Here is a 16,345-nt window from a genome sequence, read left to right as displayed (position 1 = left end):
TAGGGCTGATATATAATAGTCAAAAAAGGAGAAATAGAATGAATTCATTATCTTTGCCTCACCGCTATCCGTTTTTGTTTATTGATGGCGTGACGGAAAGCGAGCCCGGCAAACATGCGGCCGCATATAAGCTGATTAGTGAGAACGACTGGTTTATCACTGACACGCAAACAGAAATGCCGTTTTCACTAGTGATTGAAGCACTTGCGCAAACGGCGGCTTTTACAGGGATTACAGATGAGAACAGCTTGGGGTTATTGTCTTCTGTGAAGAAAGCGGAAAAGCTGGGCGCGGCCGTGCCCGGTGACCGGCTTGATCTTTTGTTTGATGTCACGCGCAATCGGCGCGGGTTTGTGTTTGGACATGCCAAGGCGTCAGTAGGCGGGCAGCCTGTTGCTGAAGCTGAAATCGGCATTTATATTGAAAAATGAAAAAACCCTTCACAACGATTTGTGAGGGGTTCTATTATTTCGTATCGTAATCCCGTTCGCTCTGTGAGTCATCTCTTTGCTGGCGTTTGTGTTTTTCATCATTCATATTTTCCTTCAGCTCTTCATTCGGAATCGGATCGGTTAAGTCGTTGTGCTCGGGGTTTTCGTTTGGTTTGTTTTGCTGTTTTCTTTCTGTCATGTTTAATCACCTCACCGTTTGTTTTCCTCTTATCAGCGCACCTCAAACATGTGAAATCGCTTTTTTGTTCCGCTGGGTATAATGTATTAGAATAGAAAGAAGAACAACTAAAAGGCAAAGAGAGGTACATATATGTCTATTCAAAGAGAAGATGTAGATATCAAGCTGATCGCAATTGATATGGATGGAACGCTGCTTAATGACGAGCAGCTGATCTCGGATGAAAACCGTAAAGCCATTCGTGAAGCCGAGGATAAGGGCGTGTACGTGGTGATCAGCACGGGCCGGACACTGATGACGTGCCGGGAGCTGGCGGAATCGCTGAAGCTGTCATCCTTTTTAATCACGGCAAATGGCAGCGAAATATGGGATTCGAATTTTAATTTGGTGGAACGCAAGCTGCTCCATACAGATCATATTCAAATGATGTGGGATTTGCGGAATAAGCACAACACCAATTTCTGGGCTTCTACGGTGAATAAGGTATGGAGAGGTGAGTTCCCGGAAAATATTACGGACCATGAATGGCTCAAATTCGGCTTTGACATTGAGGATGACGACATCCGAAACGAAGTGCTGGAGGAGCTGAGAAAAAACAAAGAGCTCGAAATCACAAATTCAAGCCCGACAAACATTGAAGTCAACGCGCTTGGCATCAACAAAGCCGCAGCGCTTGCGAAGGTTTCTGAAAAACTCGGCTTTACGATGGAGAATGTGATGGCGATGGGTGACAGCCTTAATGACATCGCGATGATCAAAGAAGCGGGTCTGGGCGTCGCGATGGGCAATGCGCAAGACACCGTGAAAGAAACGGCTGATTGGATCACGGATACAAATATTGAGGATGGTGTCGCTAAGGCGATTCGCCATTGGGTACTATAAAAAAAGGGAGTCCTAAGATGGACTCTCTTTTTTTAGTTTGGCAGGTTTTCTTGTGGGACCATGGTAGGTTTTCTGACAAAAGTATTTCACAAACTGATATGATTGAATTATAATGAACCAAAGTTCAAAAATTCGGAATAGTAGTTCCGAATTTCGGAACAATAAATACATAAAGCATATCGTATGCTTTGGCAGGAGGGATTCTGTGTTTCAGATTGATTTGAACTGTGATTTAGGAGAAAGCTTCGGAGCCTATACGATAGGCCTTGACCAAGATATTTTAGAGTATGTCACATCAGCGAACATCGCATGCGGATTTCATGCAGGAGATCCCGGTGTCATGCGGAAAACCGTCGCGCTTGCGGCAGAAAAAGGCGTGAAAATCGGCGCACATCCGGGCTTGCCGGATTTACTCGGCTTTGGGCGCCGCAATATGGCGATTTCTCCTGAGGAAGCGTATGATCTCGTCGTCTATCAAATTGGCGCGCTCTCTGGTTTTCTAAAAGCAGAGGGACTTCACATGCAGCACGTCAAGCCGCATGGCGCTTTATATAATATGGCGGCAGTCGATCAAAAGCTGTCGGACGCTATCGCGAAAGCTGTCTATAAGGTTGATCCTGGCCTGATTCTTTTCGGTCTTGCTGAGAGCGAGCTCGTAAAAGCGGGAGAACGGATCGGACTTCAGACGGCAAATGAAGTGTTCGCCGATAGAACATACCAAGCGGACGGCACGCTGACACCGCGCTCGCAGCCGGACGCACTCATTGAAAGTGATGATGCCGCTGTCACCCAGGTGATCAAAATGGTGAAAGAAGGGGCGGTCAAATCTCAGCAAGGGCATGATGTGTCATTAAAAGCAGATACCGTTTGCATCCATGGAGATGGAGCCCACGCGCTGACATTTGCGCAAAAAATCAGAAAAGAGCTCAAAGCGGCAGGAATTGAAGTGACAGCTATTTCAGCACAGAAGTCAACATAAAGGAGGAACAATAGATGGGGCAACAGAAAAAAACAGCAGAAAAAAAAGCGGGCAGCTGGTCATTGCTGATGGGTGCTGCCTTTTTAATGGCCACTTCGGCGATCGGCCCAGGTTTCCTGACACAAACCGCAACATTCACAAACACACTCGCGGCAAGCTTCGGTTTTGTCATCTTAATCTCTATTATTTTAGATATTTTCGCCCAAACCAATGTTTGGCGCATTATCGCAGTGTCTGGAAAACGCGGTCAGGAAATTGCGAATATGGTGCTTCCGGGACTGGGGTATTTCATCGCCATTCTCGTCGTGCTTGGCGGACTAGCTTTTAATATCGGGAATATCGGAGGTGCCGGTCTCGGACTCCAAGTGCTGTTCGGCATTACACCAGAAACAGGCGCTTTGATCAGTGCTGTCGTTGCCATTTTCATCTTTTTAATTAAAGAAGCAGGAAAAGCGATGGACCGCTTTACGCAAATTGCGGGCTTTGCCATGATCATCTTAACGCTGTACGTCGCAATCACGTCTGCACCGCCAGTTGGACAGGCTGTGGCAAACACCTTTGCCCCTGGACAAATCAGTATATTCGCAATTGTAACACTAGTCGGCGGGACAGTTGGCGGATACATCACGTTTGCTGGGGGACACCGCTTACTGGATGCTGGCATTAAAGGAAAGGAAGCGATTCCGCAGGTGACAAAAAGCTCAGTTGCCGGAATTTTAATTACATCTGTTATGCGAATTGCTCTTTTCTTAGCTGTGCTCGGCGTTGTTTCAAAAGGCCTGCATATTGACGAAAGCAACCCGGCGGCCTCAGTGTTCCAGCTGGCAGCGGGAAATGTCGGTTATAAAATTTTCGGATTGATCATGTGGTCTGCGGCCATTACCTCTGTTATCGGGGCAGCTTATACGTCTGTTTCGTTCTTTAAAACCTTTTCTCCGAAAATTGAAAGGAATTCACGCGGCATTATTATCGGCTTTATCGTGATTTCTACGTTAGCTTTTGTCACAATCGGACAGCCTGCGAAAATTCTCGTGCTTGTCGGATCACTAAATGGCTTAATTCTGCCGATTGCGCTAGGAACGCTGCTTATTGCCGCATATAAGAAAAAGATTATTGGTGATTATAAGCATCCGCTTTGGCTGACCGTTTCAGGTGCACTTGTTGTGGTCGTAATGGCGATTATGGGAGTCTACACGTTATTTACACAACTTCCTCAATTGTGGAGCTGATAAAGGTGGAGCAATTAAACAAAATGGCGCCGAAGGATGTGCGCGCCTTGATACGAGAGGGAAAAATAACCGGGCCGACTGCAGGAATGTCCGGCGGCTATGCCCAAGCGAATCTTGTGATTTTGAAGAAAGACCTTGCGTTTGACTTCCTGCTGTTTTGCCAGCGGAATCAAAAACCCTGTCCTGTGCTGGATGTGACAGAAGCGGGTTCGCCAGTGCCATCGCTGGTCGCGCCGGATGCTGATATCAGAACGGACTTTCCAAAATACCGTATTTACAGGCAGGGTATCTTGACGGAAGAAGTATCTGATATTACGCCATACTGGGAGGATGACTTTGTCGGCTTTCTGATCGGATGCAGTTTCTCTTTTGAACAGGCGCTGATCAATAATGGAATAGCTGTCCGGCATATTGATGAGGGGACAAACGTCCCGATGTATCAAACGAATATCGATTGTGTTCCGGCAGGAGCGTTTCAAGGACAGATAGTTGTCAGCATGAGACCCGTTCCAGAACGGCTGGCTGTACGCGCTGCACAAGTGACCTCACGTTTTCCGGCTGTGCACGGAGGACCGATCCATATCGGCAATCCGGGAGCAATCGGCATTCGCGATCTGGACAAGCCGGATTTCGGAGATGCCGTTTCCATTCGTGAAGGCGAGGTTCCTGTTTTTTGGGCGTGCGGGGTGACACCACAAGCCGTGGCTATGAATGTAAAACCTGAAATGGTCATCACACATGCGCCGGGGCACATGCTCATCACAGATATTCGAGACGAGTCGCTTGCGGTGCTGTAACCTCTCGTCCTCCAAATGAACGAGAAATAAAAAGAGGTGAGAAAGATGACTGAACGATTTCAAATCGAGCAGCTCGGTGATTCTGCAATGATGATCCGATTTGGAGAAGAAATAAACGAGCAGGTTAACGGCCTTGTCCATGCCGCGGCCGCTTACATAGAAGAACAGCCATTTCCGGGATTCATTGAATGTATCCCGGCTTTTACAAGTTTGACGGTATTTTATGATATGTATGAAGTGTACAAGCATTTGCCTCAAGGCATAAGCTCACCTTTTGAGAAGGTCAAGCGCGATGTCGAAGAACGGCTGAAGGAAATAGCCACAGACTATGAGAACAACCGCCGCATTGTAGAAATTCCCGTCTGCTATGGCGGTGAATTCGGGCCGGATTTAGAAGAGGTGGCGAAGATCAATCAGCTGTCACAGGAGGAAGTCATCGCCATTCATACAAACGGCGAATATGTGGTGTATATGCTTGGCTTTGCACCTGGTTTTCCTTTTTTAGGCGGGATGTCCAAACGTATCACCGCTCCAAGGAAATCTTCGCCAAGGCCGTCGATTCCCGCCGGTTCAGTTGGAATTGCGGGAATGCAAACAGGTGTTTATCCGATTTCAACGCCGGGCGGCTGGCAGCTGATCGGCAAAACGCCGTTGGCTCTGTTCCGGCCGCAGGAAAACCCGCCGACGTTATTGAGGGCGGGAGATATTGTTAAATTCGTACGCATCTCAGAGGATGACTATCACGCCTATAAGGAGGAGTCCAATTGAGCATGAAAGTGGTAAAGCCCGGACTGCTCACAACGGTTCAGGATATAGGCAGAACGGGGTATCAAAAATACGGCGTTCTGGCAAGCGGAGCCATGGACGCGGTTTCGCTGCGCATTGCCAATCTGCTGATCGGCAACAGCGAAAATGAAGCCGGTCTTGAAATTACGCTGATGGGGCCCGGTCCGTCGTTTTATTTTTCAAAAACGACGTTGATTGCGGTGACAGGGGCGGACTTCACTTTGCGTATTAATGACGAAGAAGCGCCTTTATGGAAGCCTCTGCTCGTCAAGGAAAACAGCACGGTCAGCTTTGGTCCCTGCAAACTTGGCAGCCGTGCGTATTTAGCAACAGCCGGCGGCTTCGATGTGCCTGCCGTCATGGAAAGCAAAAGCACGTACGTCAGAGCAGGGATCGGCGGACTTCATGGCAGAGCGCTTCAAAAGGAAGATGAACTATCCATTGGAGAGACGTCATCTCTTTCGCAAACCATTCTTTCCCGATTAAGCCCGCAGCTTGGAAAGCAGGGATTTGCAGCGCCGAAATGGTCGGTCAGCCGCGGGAGGTTTCTGCCATTGAAAAAGAATCCTGTCATTCGGGTGCTGGAAGGAAAACAATTCGGCTTTTTTACAGAAAAATCGAAAACGCGTTTTTATGAAGAAACATTTCGTGTCACGCCACAGTCCGACCGTATGGGCTACAGGCTCAAAGGAGAACCGCTCGCACTGAAGGCACCACTAGAGATGGTGTCAGAAGCGGTTTCGTTTGGAACAGTTCAGGTGCCGCCTGACGGCAACCCGATTATCCTGCTTGCAGACCGGCAAACGACCGGCGGCTATCCGAGGATCGCGCATATCATATCCGCTGATCTTCCGATTGTCTCCCAAATCATGCCGGGCGAGCACGTCCAGTTTGAGCCTGTATCCCTTCAGGAAGCGGAAGCGCTAGCGATTGAACGGGAACAGCATATAAAAGAACTGAAAACGAGAATGAAGATGGAATGGCTGACATAACAAAGGAGATGAATGATGCAGAATAAAAACAAAACCGTAGTCAAATCTATGGCTCTGCTTAATTTGTTTTTGCATGAACCAAGTCTTACCTTAAGTGAACTGGTATCGCTGTCAGGTATGCCGAAAACCTCTGTTCACCGGATGGTCAGCTCTTTGGAGGAAATGGGGTTCCTCAATCGGGATTTGTCCGGCGCTTATTCGCTGGGACTGGTGTTTTTGGAATTCGGACAGCTTGTTGCTGACAGGCTGGATATCAGAAAAATAGCGAAACCGGTGATGGAAGAGCTGTGCCGGGAAGTGGATGAGGCCGTGCAATTGATCATGAGGGACGGCAATGAAGCGATATACGTTGAGAAAATAGAAGGGACACAGACTGTGCGGTTGTACACGGCGATCGGCAGGCGTTCTCCTCTGTACGCTGGAGCGTGCGCCAGAAGCATTTTGTCCTTTCTTCCCCGTGAAGAAATCGAAACATACATCAAACAAACGGAGCTCATTTCAATTGGCTCCGGCACGATTACCGATCCCGAAAAACTGCTGCAGGAGATTGATGCCTCTATACAAAATGGCTATACCGTCAGCTATTCAGAGCTCGAAAACTATACAGCGGCCATCGGCGCCCCGATCTTTAACCATAAGCGTCAGGTGGCAGCCGGCATCAGCATTGCAGGCTTTGAAGCGAGATTTACAGAAGACAGGCTGCCTTATTTAACAGAAAAGGTGAAGGATGCCGCTTTACAGATTTCCAGAAAAATAGGGTATTCATAAGTAGCCGATCTTTTCTCCGCTGCGTACATTAACGTATCGACGTTCAGGAGTGGAGGAAAGAACATGGTGCTTCGATATATAGCAGTGGGGGATTCTTTGACGACGGGGAGAGGCTCCGGGCTGTTTTCTCCCGGCTTCGTCCAACGTTTCGGAGACATGATGGAAGCCGACTTGAAAACAAAAACGGCAATATCCATCTTTGCCAAATCAGGCTTAAATACAGAAGAAATTCTGGGGCTCCTGTCATATCCCTATGTGCAAAAATGCATTCAAGATGCTGGCATGATAACCATTACAGGGTGCGGAAACGATCTCATCGATTCTGTCTTAGCCTACCAAACGTCTAAGGATGAAACGATTTTCAGCCGTGTATCCGCCCATTGCCATGAGAATTTTGAAAAGATGATTGCCAAAATCGCTGAGATCAAAGGAGAAAACCCGTCCCCGTACGCCATCCGTGTGTTCAACTTATACAATCCGTTTCCCGAAATTGATATCGCTGGCAAATGGATCACATCCTTTAATTCACATTTAGAAACACTTGCATCAGCACCCCATGTCAAAATCGCGGATGCCTACAGCATCTTCAAAGGCAAAGAACAGGAATATCTGTCCTTTGACGGTGTCCATCCGAACAGCAAAGGCTATCAAGCGATGGCTGAAGCAGTTCACAAGTTAGGCTATAAAGAATTGTCAGTTTCATAGAAGACGCGCCTTATGACAGGGCGCGTTTTTTATGTGTGAATGAAATATTAAAAGAAACTTAAAATTCCCTTTCTTCTGTTCTACAGACAAAAAAAGTGCGCTAGAATAATGGAGGACGTAGGCAAAAATAGCCATAACGTTCAATATTTCGTATATAAGGAAGGATGGTCCTTTTGTTTCGGATTTTTAAAATGTCTTTTGCGGTTATCATTATTGTACTGGCGCTTATTGCTTTTAAATATACGGAACACACCTCTGTTATCCAATCGGTCATGCTCGTCTTTCTTGGCGCCGTCATGTTTATGCAGGGGCTTGAAGAGCGCAAAAAAGAAAACGACGGCTCAGGCGCTTTCAATATTTATACCGCCGTTTTCGTATGGTCTGTCTCTCTCATCGGTTTTACACTTCATATTATATAAATCTATTACACATCCTGAAAATGCTCGACCGTCGGGAACGGGGTATAGAACCGATGAAGCAAGGCTTTCCACTCTTGATACTCTGAAGAACCGCGAAAGCCTTCCGTATGGTCCTCAAGTGTTTCCCATTCCACAAGCAGCAGATATTTATGTGTTTCTTCCATGCATTTTGATAACGAGTGAGTGATATAGCCCTTCATGCCGGAAATAATCGGCGCCGCTTGCCGGAACGCCTCCTCAAACTCTTGTTCAAGCCCTTCTTTAATGTGAAGCATTGCTGCCTCTCTGACCATGTCATCCCTTCTTTCCTTCTTTTCAAATAGTCTACAGCAAATGACAGGAGATTTCTGCAAAATCGAAGAACCTTTTCCTTCATTTTCAAAAAAATCTTGCACGCACCAATTCATTTAAGAGAAAATAATAAGTGGAAGGCAGGGGAAAGTCATGTTAAAAAAGTGTATTCTACTAGTATTTCTATGCGTCGGATTGATTGGGTTAATCGGATGCTCCAAGACAGATTCACCAGAGGATCGCATGGAAGCATTCGTGAAACAGTGGAACGATCAGCAATTCGATGACATGTATCAAAGCCTGACTAAAGATGTCAAAAAAGAAATCTCCAAAAAAGATTTCGTCAACAGGTATAAAACCATCTATGAGCAGGCAGGCGTAAAACATCTGAAAGTCACTGCGGGAGAAGTGGATGAAGACGATAAAGACAACAAGACGATGAAGCACATCCCGTATAAAGTCAGCATGGATACAAATGCGGGCAAGGTCAGCTTCAAAAATACCGCCGTGCTGAAATTAGAAAAAACAGATGACGAGGAGTCATGGAATATAGATTGGGACCCATCGTTTATTTTCAAGCAGCTGGCTGATGACAAAACGGTACAAATTATGAGCATTGAACCAAAACGCGGCCAAATCTACGATAAAAATGGGAAAGGCTTAGCCATCAATACAGATGTTCCAGAAATCGGAATTGTTCCCGGAGAGCTTGGCGACAAAAAAGAAAAAGTCATAAAAGAGCTCGCGAAAAAACTTGATTTGACTGAAGACGATATCAAGAAAAAGCTGGATCAAGGCTGGGTGAAGGACGATTCGTTTGTGCCGGTCAAAAAGGTCAAGCCGGACCAGCAAAAATTAGTGTCTGAGGCGACGTCATTACAAGGTGTAACAAGAACGAATGTCAGCTCCCGCTATTATCCGTATGGCGAAAAGATAGCCCATTTGACAGGCTATGTCCGCGCCATCACTGCGGAAGAACTGAAGAAAAAGAAAGACGGAATGTACAGCGATACGTCTAACATCGGCATCGCCGGACTTGAAAATGTGTATGAAGACAAGCTAAGAGGCACAACCGGATGGAAAATCTACGTGCCGCAAACTGGAGAAGTCATCGCTGAAAAGAAAGCGAAGGACGGCGAGGATCTTCATCTTACAATTGATATCAAAACGCAAACGAAGCTGTATGATGAACTGAAGGATGACAGCGGGACGGCAGTCGCGCTGCAGCCGAAGACAGGCGAAACACTCGCACTTGTCAGCGCGCCTTCTTACGATCCAAACGGATTTATTTTCGGCTGGAGCGATAAGGAATGGAAAAAACTAAACAAAGATAAAAACAATCCGTTTTCAGCGAAATTCAACAAAACATACGCACCGGGTTCTACAATTAAACCGATTGCGGCTGCCATCGGGATCAAAAACGGCACCCTAAAAGCGGATGAGAAGAAAACAATCAAAGGAAAAGAGTGGCAAAAAGATTCGAGCTGGGGCGGCTATTCAGTGACACGTGTGTCAGAGAGCCTTCAGCAAGTTGATCTTGAAAATGCCCTTATTACGTCAGACAATATTTATTTTGCACAGAACGCGCTTGATATGGGAGCGGACACCTTCACAAAAGGCTTGAAAACGTTCGGCTTCTCAGAGGATATTCCATATGAATTCCCGATCCAGCAATCGTCTATCGCAAATGACAAGCTCGATTCAGACATTTTGCTTGCTGATACGGGGTACGGACAAGGGCAAATGCAAATGTCTCCGCTTCACTTGGCGGCTGCTTACACGCCATTTGTCGACAACGGAGATCTTGTCAAACCGACGCTAATCAAAAAAGATTCGCAAACAGCTGATGTTTGGCACAAGCAAGTTGTCACGAAGGAAGGAGCGGCAGACATTACAAAAGGACTGAAGGGCGTTGTGGAAGACGAGCGTGGATCAGCGTATCAGCCTGTCGTGAAAGGAATCACCGTTGCCGGAAAAACAGGAACAGCCGAGCTGAAAACATCTAAAGATGATAAAGAAGGCGCTGAAAATGGCTGGTTCGTCGGCTACGATTATAAAAACAAAGACCTGCTTGTCGCCATGATGATCCAAAATGTGCAGGACCGCGGTGGCAGCCACTATGTTGTTGAGAAAGCGAAAAAGCAATTTCAATCGAATTAAAATGCCTTTTTGACAGGAGCGAAAGGAAAAAGGGGATCTGAGGCCGAATGAACTAATAAGGGGCAAAACCCGGTTTATACAAAGAAAAGAGGGATTTTGCATGCAGCGTATTCAATTGGCGGAGGATCTTCAATTTTCAAGAGTCGTACACGGGCTTTGGCGGCTGAATGAATGGAACTATTCAGATGCCGAGCTGCTCAGCCTCATTGAATGGTGTATCGATCACGGCATCACAACCTTTGATCATGCGGATATTTACGGAGGCTATACGTGCGAAAAACTGTTTGGAAATGCCCTTGCCCTTTCGCCCGGATTAAGGGAAAACATAGAGCTGGTCACAAAATGCGGCATTGTTCTTGAATCACCTGAACGTCCCGCACACAAATCGCATCATTATAACACAAGCAAATCACATATTTTGGCATCTGTTGAGCAATCCCTTTTAAACCTTAGAACGGATTATATCGACGTACTGCTGATTCACAGACCTGACCCGCTCATGGATCCGGAGGGAGTAGCAGAGGCGTTTCAGGCGCTAAAATGCTCCGGCAAGGTCAGGCACTTCGGCGTTTCAAATTTTAAAGATCACCAGTATCGCATGCTGGAATCGTATTTGCCTGAGAAGCTCGTGACCAACCAAATTGAGCTTTCTGCATATGAATTAGAAAATGTTCTGGACGGCACTTTGAACTTGTGCCAAGAAAAACGGATTTCGCCGATGGCTTGGTCACCGCTGGCAGGCGGCAAAGTTTTCACTGGTGACACGGAAAAAGACCGCCGTGTCCGCTCGGCGCTCGAATCTGTTCAGGCGGAAATCGGCGCCGCTTCATTGGACGAGGTGATGTACGCATGGCTGTTCACGCATCCGGCCGGCATCATGCCGATTGTCGGAAGCGGAAAACGCGAGCGGATTTCCGCCGCAGTAAATGCTTTGGCATACAAGCTTGACCATGATCAGTGGTTCCGTATTTTTACAGCCGTACAGGGTTACGATATTCCTTAACAAAAAGCACCAGCTTAGCAGCTGGTGCTTTTTCAATATTGTCACACCGCTTAGTGCCAAATTACCATTTATAAGTGATTGAAACTCACTTGAAAGCGTTTTATATTATAAAGAAAACCTCTCTTTTTCCTCTCCTGTATCTCCTTGCGACTTCATCCGCACATCATGACTGTCTAGGAGGCCTTTTTTATGTATATGACTGCCAGAGAACAAAAGCTTTTAAAGCACTTGTTATTACAAAATCGATATGTAACCGTAACTGAGCTTGCTGAGCTGATGGAAGTCAGCACGAGAACCATTCACAGGGAGCTCAAATCAATTAAGCCGCTGATGGAAACTGTTGGGCTTACGCTCGATAAGCAGCCTGGAAAAGGGCTGAAGGCAGTGGGAAGTCCCGAAGATAAACAAAAGCTGCTTACCGATTTATCATATGAACAGCATGAATATAGCGCGGACGAACGGAAACTGCTTATTCTCTGTTCGTTATTAGAGTCTCAGGAACCCGTCAAGCTGTACACGCTAGCTCATGACCTGCAGGTGACGAATGCCACGGTCAGTTATGACTTAGACGAGCTGGAGAAATGGATTTCTCCCTTCGGATTGACACTGATCCGTAAAAGAGGTTTTGGCATCCAACTCATAGGACCGGAGAATGCAAAACGTAAAATTGTCGGCAACCTGATTGTGAACCGCCTCGACATCCAAATGTTTTTGGAAGCGGTTGAATTAAACATCAAAGGTAAAGCGGATTCTTCAGAGTCAGAGAAAATGTTTGGTGTAGTCAGCAAAGGCGAGCTGTTAAAAATGGAGCGTATCCTATTTCAGCTGAAAGAAGAAATCGCCTTTTCATTGTCCGACAGCTCTTATATAGCGCTCGTCGTCCATCTGACGTTTGCGATCGAACGGATCAAGCTTGGGGAAACCATCACCATGGAGCAAAATGAGCTTGAGGAACTGAAAAATGCGAAAGAATACAGCTCCGCTCTTGAAATCGCTGGCGAGCTTGAACGTGCCTTCGGCGTGACGATTCCAGAAGCGGAGGTCGGCTATATTACAATCCACCTTCGAAGCGCCAATCGAAAATACAAAACAGAATACAAAGCACAGGAAATCGAACTGGAAACAGCCCTGCAAACAAAGCGGCTCATTGCTTTTATTTCAGACAAAATCAGAATGGATCTCACGAAAAACTACTCTTTATATGAAGGGTTGATCGCCCATTTGGAGCCGGCCGTCAGCCGCATAAAAGAGAATATCGAGATATATAATCCGATGAAGGAACAGATCAAGCGCGATTATTTTCTGCTTTATATGGCGATCGAAGAAGGCGTGGAAAAGTATTTTCCGGGTATGTCCTTTTCTGATGATGAGATCGCTTTTATCGTCCTTCACTTCGGGTCTGCCCTTGAAATCAAAAAAGAAGAAGCAAAAGTGAAAGCGCTTGTCGTTTGCTCGAGCGGGATCGGCTCTTCGAAAATGCTTGCTTCCAGACTGAAGAAAGAACTGCCGGAAATTCAATCGTTTGATATGTCATCTTTGATCGAGCTGAAGGGCAAGGACGTCCAAGCCTATGATATGATCGTTTCCACCGTTCCGATTCCTTACGAAAACATTGATTACATTATGGTCAGCCCGCTTTTAAACGAGGAAGATGCAAACCAGGTGAAACAGTATATCAAGCGGAAAATTCCGCTCATTCTTGAGAAAAACAGAAGCCCGAAGGAAGAGGTGCAGCAAGATGACGTACCTGACATGTTGAAAGCGGCGGAAAGCATGGGGCGGTATATGGCCGTCATTCAAGATGTTCTGCGCCACTTTACACTTACTCACCTCAAAACAAACCCGGATCATAGTATGCTCTTGTTAGAGCTTTTTCAACAGCTGAAGAAGGATGGCTTGATCCGTGATCCGAAAAAAGCAGCGGTTTGCCTGGCGGAGCGGGAGAAACAAGGGGGATTGGGAATCCCGGGGACGAACATGGCGCTTTATCATCTCAAAAATGATGAAATCGTCCTGCCTTTTTTCAAAATGTATGATCTGAGCACCTCTTATGAAGTGAATGGCATGGACGGAAATACCCTCAGCATGACACGCATCCTTGTGATGATGGCGCCTAGCTCATTATCTGCTGAAGGATCGGAGATTTTAAGCGCGATCAGCTCCGCTATTATCGAGAGCAGAGAGAGTATGGCGGGGTTTCAGGGAGAGGGAGAACAAGAACTGTATCAGCGGTTAAACCGCATATTTTTCACATGGATAAAGGGAAAAAACATACTGTAATCCGGCATGGCACACGTCAAAAAATTGGCGTGTGTTTTTATGTGGATAGGGTACAAAATAAGAAAAAGTGGGACTATTTTATCATTCAGTAATGGAATAATTCCAAAATGAAATAGTTTTACAAGTTATCTTTTTTGGGTTAAAATGGGTGAGGTAAGGAAGAAAATCTAACAAATAATTGAAGATTCAAGAGAATATAGGAGATGACGATATGGAAACATTACAGCATCTGATTCTGCATGACATGCCGGATAGCGAAGAAATAGAAGCTGTAAAAAGCGGAGCTCATACACTGACATATAAAGGTTACCGCAAACGGATTAATCAGCTGGCGAATGCCCTGCTGCAAAAAGGAATTCAAAAAGGCGACCGTATTGCATTGCTTTGCAAAAACGGTCATCCCGCATCAACTGTTATGTTTGCTGCGCTTGAAATAGGTGCTGTTGTCGTACCTGTCAGCTGGCAGCTGAAACCATATGAAATGACAGGTATTTTAAAAGCAAGTGAACCAAAAGCGATGTTTTATGGAGCGGAGTTTAAAGAGACACTGGACGAAGTTCTTCCTGAACTGTCTTCACTGTCTTTAACAATGGAAACAGGGACTGCTTACGAAACATCTGCTGAATTTGAAGCTCTGTTTGCTGGTCCTGATCATTTGCCCGAAACTGAAATGGTTTCCCCTGATGATACAGCGCTTCTGATGTTTACGTCTGGAACAACGGGAAACCCGAAAAGATGCATGATCACACATGGCGGCATATACAGATACGTAGCAAGATCCAACAGCTCAACAACACGCATGCAGAGCCTTCGTTTTCTCGCGTGCCACCCGATTTATCATACGAGTGCGCTCATTTGCATCATGCTTGGAACCTTTGCAGGCACAACCTTCATTTTTACAAAGGACCAAGATCCTGTTCATATGCTGAAGGTCATTGAAGAAGAAAAAATTCAGAGTGTGATGGCTCTTCCTGTGTTTTACACGTATTTGCTTGAAGCGTGGGAAACGCACCAAACCGACTTATCTTCGCTTGTGATTTTAATGACAGGCGGAACAAAAGTGCCGAGCAGCCTGATCCGCCGCTATCTTGATATCGGCATTCCGCTCGCGCACGGGTATGGAAGCACTGAAGCTTGGGGAATCAGCACATGGACGCCTGACATGGGAATGGATAAAGCGGCCTCTGCAGGAAAGCCTGTGGCAGGTGTTAAAGTCAAAGTGGAAGATCCTCAGACGGGAGAAGAACTCCCTCAAGGAGAAATCGGCGAAATCGTTGTTCACACCCCATTTTTATTTAAAGGCTATGAAGACAATCCTGAAGCGACAGCGAAAGTGCTGCAAAACGGCTGGTTTAGAACTGGAGATTCAGGCTATGTAGATGAAGATGGCTTTATTTTCATCACTGGACGCTACAAGGATGTCATTATTTACGGAGGCGATAACGTCTATCCGGATCAGGTTGAAGAAGTCATCCAGCAGATTCCGGGAATCCTTGAAACAGCGGTGGTCGGTATTCCTGACCCGCTGTACGGGGAAAAGCCGAAAGCTTTTATCGTGACAAACGGCGGCCAGCGTATAACGGAAGAGGATGTCATCGCATTTTGTAAAGAACGCCTTTCCGCTTACAAAATACCTGAAGTCGAGTTCGTTAAAGAACTGCCTAAAAATAACCTCGGCAAGGTGAAAAAAGACGTCTTGCGCAAGCAGGCCGTACATTCGTAAAAAGAGAAGCCCGCCACTTTATGTGGCGGGCTTCTTTGCAGTTGCACAGACAGAAAGCTCAGGCTTCATGTTTTTAAATTGCAACTCAATGTCTTGGAAGCCGGCCGCTTTGAAGTCAGCAATCATCTGTTTTCCAAATGATTTGGTTTTCTCGGGACTGGCATCCGCTTCCCGCGGCTGCATCGTAATCGCTGCTTTTCCGCCGGGCTTTAGCGCCCGAAATATCTGTTTCATGCCTTTTGTTTGGTCATTCCAAATGGTGTAGTTGTTAACGGAAATCACTTTATCATAAAACGAGGCATTAAGAGGAAATGTCTCGACACTTCCTTGTATCAGGCGCACCTCCTTCGTTTTTACTCTGCGGGCGGCCAGCTTCAGCATGGCCTCTGACACATCAATCCCATCAAGACGGATGTCCTTTTCACGATTCAGCATCTGCTGCATGCAGTATCCCGGCCCAAACCCCACTTCTAAAATGCTGTCCCCGCGTGTGATCCCCAGCTGATCTATTGTCCACTGATTCAGTGTCTGATTTTCAGCAGCCATGATGTACCCGGCAATCATGCCGATTACGCCCTTTGGCCTGCTGAATTTTTTAGAAAGCATGTTAATCATTCAGCAACCCCCTTTGCAAGTTATTTCCTCCTTGCGTTTCATGTGAAACATTTTTCTGATAAAGCAATGTGAAGGTGCCAATCCAT

At 46.3% G+C, this 16,345-nt stretch carries 17 protein-coding genes; 14 read left to right on the top strand and 3 right to left on the bottom strand.

The features are described from left to right. Positions 1-38: 38 nt before the first annotated feature. Positions 39-431 carry a 3-hydroxyacyl-ACP dehydratase FabZ family protein gene (locus tag AC0C66_RS16300; RefSeq protein ID WP_461719646.1) on the top strand — a complete coding sequence of 131 codons (393 nt, stop codon included), beginning with the start codon at positions 39-41 and terminating at the stop codon, positions 429-431. Positions 432-465: 34 nt separating this feature from the next. Here AC0C66_RS16300 and AC0C66_RS16295 read toward each other — a convergent pair whose 3' ends face one another. Then, the gene (locus AC0C66_RS16295; RefSeq protein WP_061186203.1) at positions 466-630 is read right to left on the bottom strand and encodes a hypothetical protein; all 165 of its coding nucleotides are present in this window, start codon (positions 628-630) and stop codon (positions 466-468) included. 132 nt (positions 631-762) lie between these two features. On the opposite strand from AC0C66_RS16295, the gene AC0C66_RS16290 reads away from it, so the two are divergent. The 9 genes from AC0C66_RS16290 to AC0C66_RS16250 all read left to right on the top strand — a co-directional run bounded on the left by AC0C66_RS16290 (position 763) and on the right by AC0C66_RS16250 (position 8,187). Beyond that, positions 763-1,512, top strand: coding sequence for a Cof-type HAD-IIB family hydrolase (locus AC0C66_RS16290; RefSeq protein WP_003225050.1), 750 nt, complete (start codon positions 763-765; stop codon positions 1,510-1,512). 205 nt (positions 1,513-1,717) lie between these two features. Further along, positions 1,718-2,491 (top strand): 5-oxoprolinase subunit PpxA, encoded by a 774-nt coding sequence (gene pxpA, locus AC0C66_RS16285; protein ID WP_014112676.1) that lies wholly within the window; start codon positions 1,718-1,720, stop codon positions 2,489-2,491. Between the two features lie 14 nt (positions 2,492-2,505). Continuing rightward, entirely contained in the window at positions 2,506-3,720 is a 1,215-nt protein-coding gene (locus AC0C66_RS16280) for an NRAMP family divalent metal transporter (RefSeq protein ID WP_268455030.1), read from the top strand. A gap of 5 nt (positions 3,721-3,725) precedes the next feature. Continuing rightward, positions 3,726-4,517, top strand: coding sequence for a putative hydro-lyase (locus AC0C66_RS16275; protein WP_014112678.1), 792 nt, complete (start codon positions 3,726-3,728; stop codon positions 4,515-4,517). Between the two features lie 45 nt (positions 4,518-4,562). Next, complete coding sequence (gene pxpB / locus AC0C66_RS16270; RefSeq protein ID WP_461845825.1) at positions 4,563-5,285, top strand: 5-oxoprolinase subunit PxpB; 723 nt, start codon at positions 4,563-4,565, stop codon at positions 5,283-5,285. A gap of 2 nt (positions 5,286-5,287) precedes the next feature. After that, on the top strand, positions 5,288-6,295 hold the full coding sequence (locus AC0C66_RS16265) for a 5-oxoprolinase subunit C family protein (RefSeq protein ID WP_090557481.1): 1,008 nt from the start codon (positions 5,288-5,290) through the stop codon (positions 6,293-6,295). Positions 6,296-6,310: 15 nt separating this feature from the next. Next, positions 6,311-7,063, top strand: coding sequence for an IclR family transcriptional regulator (locus AC0C66_RS16260; RefSeq protein WP_061186210.1), 753 nt, complete (start codon positions 6,311-6,313; stop codon positions 7,061-7,063). 63 nt (positions 7,064-7,126) lie between these two features. Next, positions 7,127-7,768 (top strand): spore germination lipase LipC, encoded by a 642-nt coding sequence (gene lipC, locus AC0C66_RS16255; RefSeq protein ID WP_472973630.1) that lies wholly within the window; start codon positions 7,127-7,129, stop codon positions 7,766-7,768. A gap of 173 nt (positions 7,769-7,941) precedes the next feature. After that, positions 7,942-8,187 carry a YczI family protein gene (locus tag AC0C66_RS16250; RefSeq protein WP_014112683.1) on the top strand — a complete coding sequence of 82 codons (246 nt, stop codon included), beginning with the start codon at positions 7,942-7,944 and terminating at the stop codon, positions 8,185-8,187. Positions 8,188-8,192: 5 nt separating this feature from the next. Here AC0C66_RS16250 and AC0C66_RS16245 read toward each other — a convergent pair whose 3' ends face one another. Continuing rightward, positions 8,193-8,480, bottom strand: coding sequence for an antibiotic biosynthesis monooxygenase family protein (locus AC0C66_RS16245; protein WP_019257494.1), 288 nt, complete (start codon positions 8,478-8,480; stop codon positions 8,193-8,195). Positions 8,481-8,631: 151 nt separating this feature from the next. Between AC0C66_RS16245 and pbpC the strand changes: the two genes are divergently transcribed. From pbpC to AC0C66_RS16225, 4 genes are all read left to right on the top strand, one after another. Beyond that, entirely contained in the window at positions 8,632-10,638 is a 2,007-nt protein-coding gene (gene pbpC / locus AC0C66_RS16240; RefSeq protein WP_472973629.1) for a penicillin-binding protein 3, read from the top strand. Between the two features lie 100 nt (positions 10,639-10,738). Next, complete coding sequence (locus AC0C66_RS16235; RefSeq protein WP_014112686.1) at positions 10,739-11,641, top strand: aldo/keto reductase; 903 nt, start codon at positions 10,739-10,741, stop codon at positions 11,639-11,641. Positions 11,642-11,830: 189 nt separating this feature from the next. After that, positions 11,831-13,921, top strand: coding sequence for a mannitol operon transcriptional activator MtlR (mtlR, locus tag AC0C66_RS16230; RefSeq protein WP_090557309.1), 2,091 nt, complete (start codon positions 11,831-11,833; stop codon positions 13,919-13,921). A gap of 211 nt (positions 13,922-14,132) precedes the next feature. Then, positions 14,133-15,644: a class I adenylate-forming enzyme family protein gene (locus tag AC0C66_RS16225; RefSeq protein WP_472973628.1), complete on the top strand. Its 1,512-nt coding sequence runs from the start codon at positions 14,133-14,135 to the stop codon at positions 15,642-15,644. An 18-nt stretch (positions 15,645-15,662) separates the two neighbouring features. On the opposite strand, the gene AC0C66_RS16220 is transcribed toward AC0C66_RS16225, so the two are convergent. Further along, complete coding sequence (locus AC0C66_RS16220) at positions 15,663-16,259, bottom strand: class I SAM-dependent methyltransferase (protein ID WP_014112689.1); 597 nt, start codon at positions 16,257-16,259, stop codon at positions 15,663-15,665. Between the last annotated feature and the right edge of the window lie 86 nt (positions 16,260-16,345).

The organism is Bacillus sp. VA13 (assembly GCF_055710085.1).
Note: the sequence above shows the minus strand (reverse complement) of the source record. Positions and strands in the feature narration are given on the sequence as shown.

Coding starts and splice junctions, on each gene's coding strand:
- AC0C66_RS16290 (WP_003225050.1), top strand. CDS start 763: ATGTCTATTCAAAGAGAAGATGTAGATATCAAGCTGATCGCAATTGAT.
- AC0C66_RS16295 (WP_061186203.1), bottom strand. CDS start 630: ATGACAGAAAGAAAACAGCAAAACAAACCAAACGAAAACCCCGAGCAC.
- AC0C66_RS16265 (WP_090557481.1), top strand. CDS start 5,288: ATGAAAGTGGTAAAGCCCGGACTGCTCACAACGGTTCAGGATATAGGC.
- AC0C66_RS16225 (WP_472973628.1), top strand. CDS start 14,133: ATGGAAACATTACAGCATCTGATTCTGCATGACATGCCGGATAGCGAA.
- pxpB (WP_461845825.1), top strand. CDS start 4,563: ATGACTGAACGATTTCAAATCGAGCAGCTCGGTGATTCTGCAATGATG.
- AC0C66_RS16300 (WP_461719646.1), top strand. CDS start 39: ATGAATTCATTATCTTTGCCTCACCGCTATCCGTTTTTGTTTATTGAT.
- pbpC (WP_472973629.1), top strand. CDS start 8,632: ATGTTAAAAAAGTGTATTCTACTAGTATTTCTATGCGTCGGATTGATT.
- AC0C66_RS16220 (WP_014112689.1), bottom strand. CDS start 16,259: ATGATTAACATGCTTTCTAAAAAATTCAGCAGGCCAAAGGGCGTAATC.
- AC0C66_RS16280 (WP_268455030.1), top strand. CDS start 2,506: ATGGGGCAACAGAAAAAAACAGCAGAAAAAAAAGCGGGCAGCTGGTCA.
- AC0C66_RS16260 (WP_061186210.1), top strand. CDS start 6,311: ATGCAGAATAAAAACAAAACCGTAGTCAAATCTATGGCTCTGCTTAAT.
- lipC (WP_472973630.1), top strand. CDS start 7,127: ATGGTGCTTCGATATATAGCAGTGGGGGATTCTTTGACGACGGGGAGA.
- AC0C66_RS16235 (WP_014112686.1), top strand. CDS start 10,739: ATGCAGCGTATTCAATTGGCGGAGGATCTTCAATTTTCAAGAGTCGTA.
- AC0C66_RS16245 (WP_019257494.1), bottom strand. CDS start 8,480: ATGGTCAGAGAGGCAGCAATGCTTCACATTAAAGAAGGGCTTGAACAA.
- mtlR (WP_090557309.1), top strand. CDS start 11,831: ATGTATATGACTGCCAGAGAACAAAAGCTTTTAAAGCACTTGTTATTA.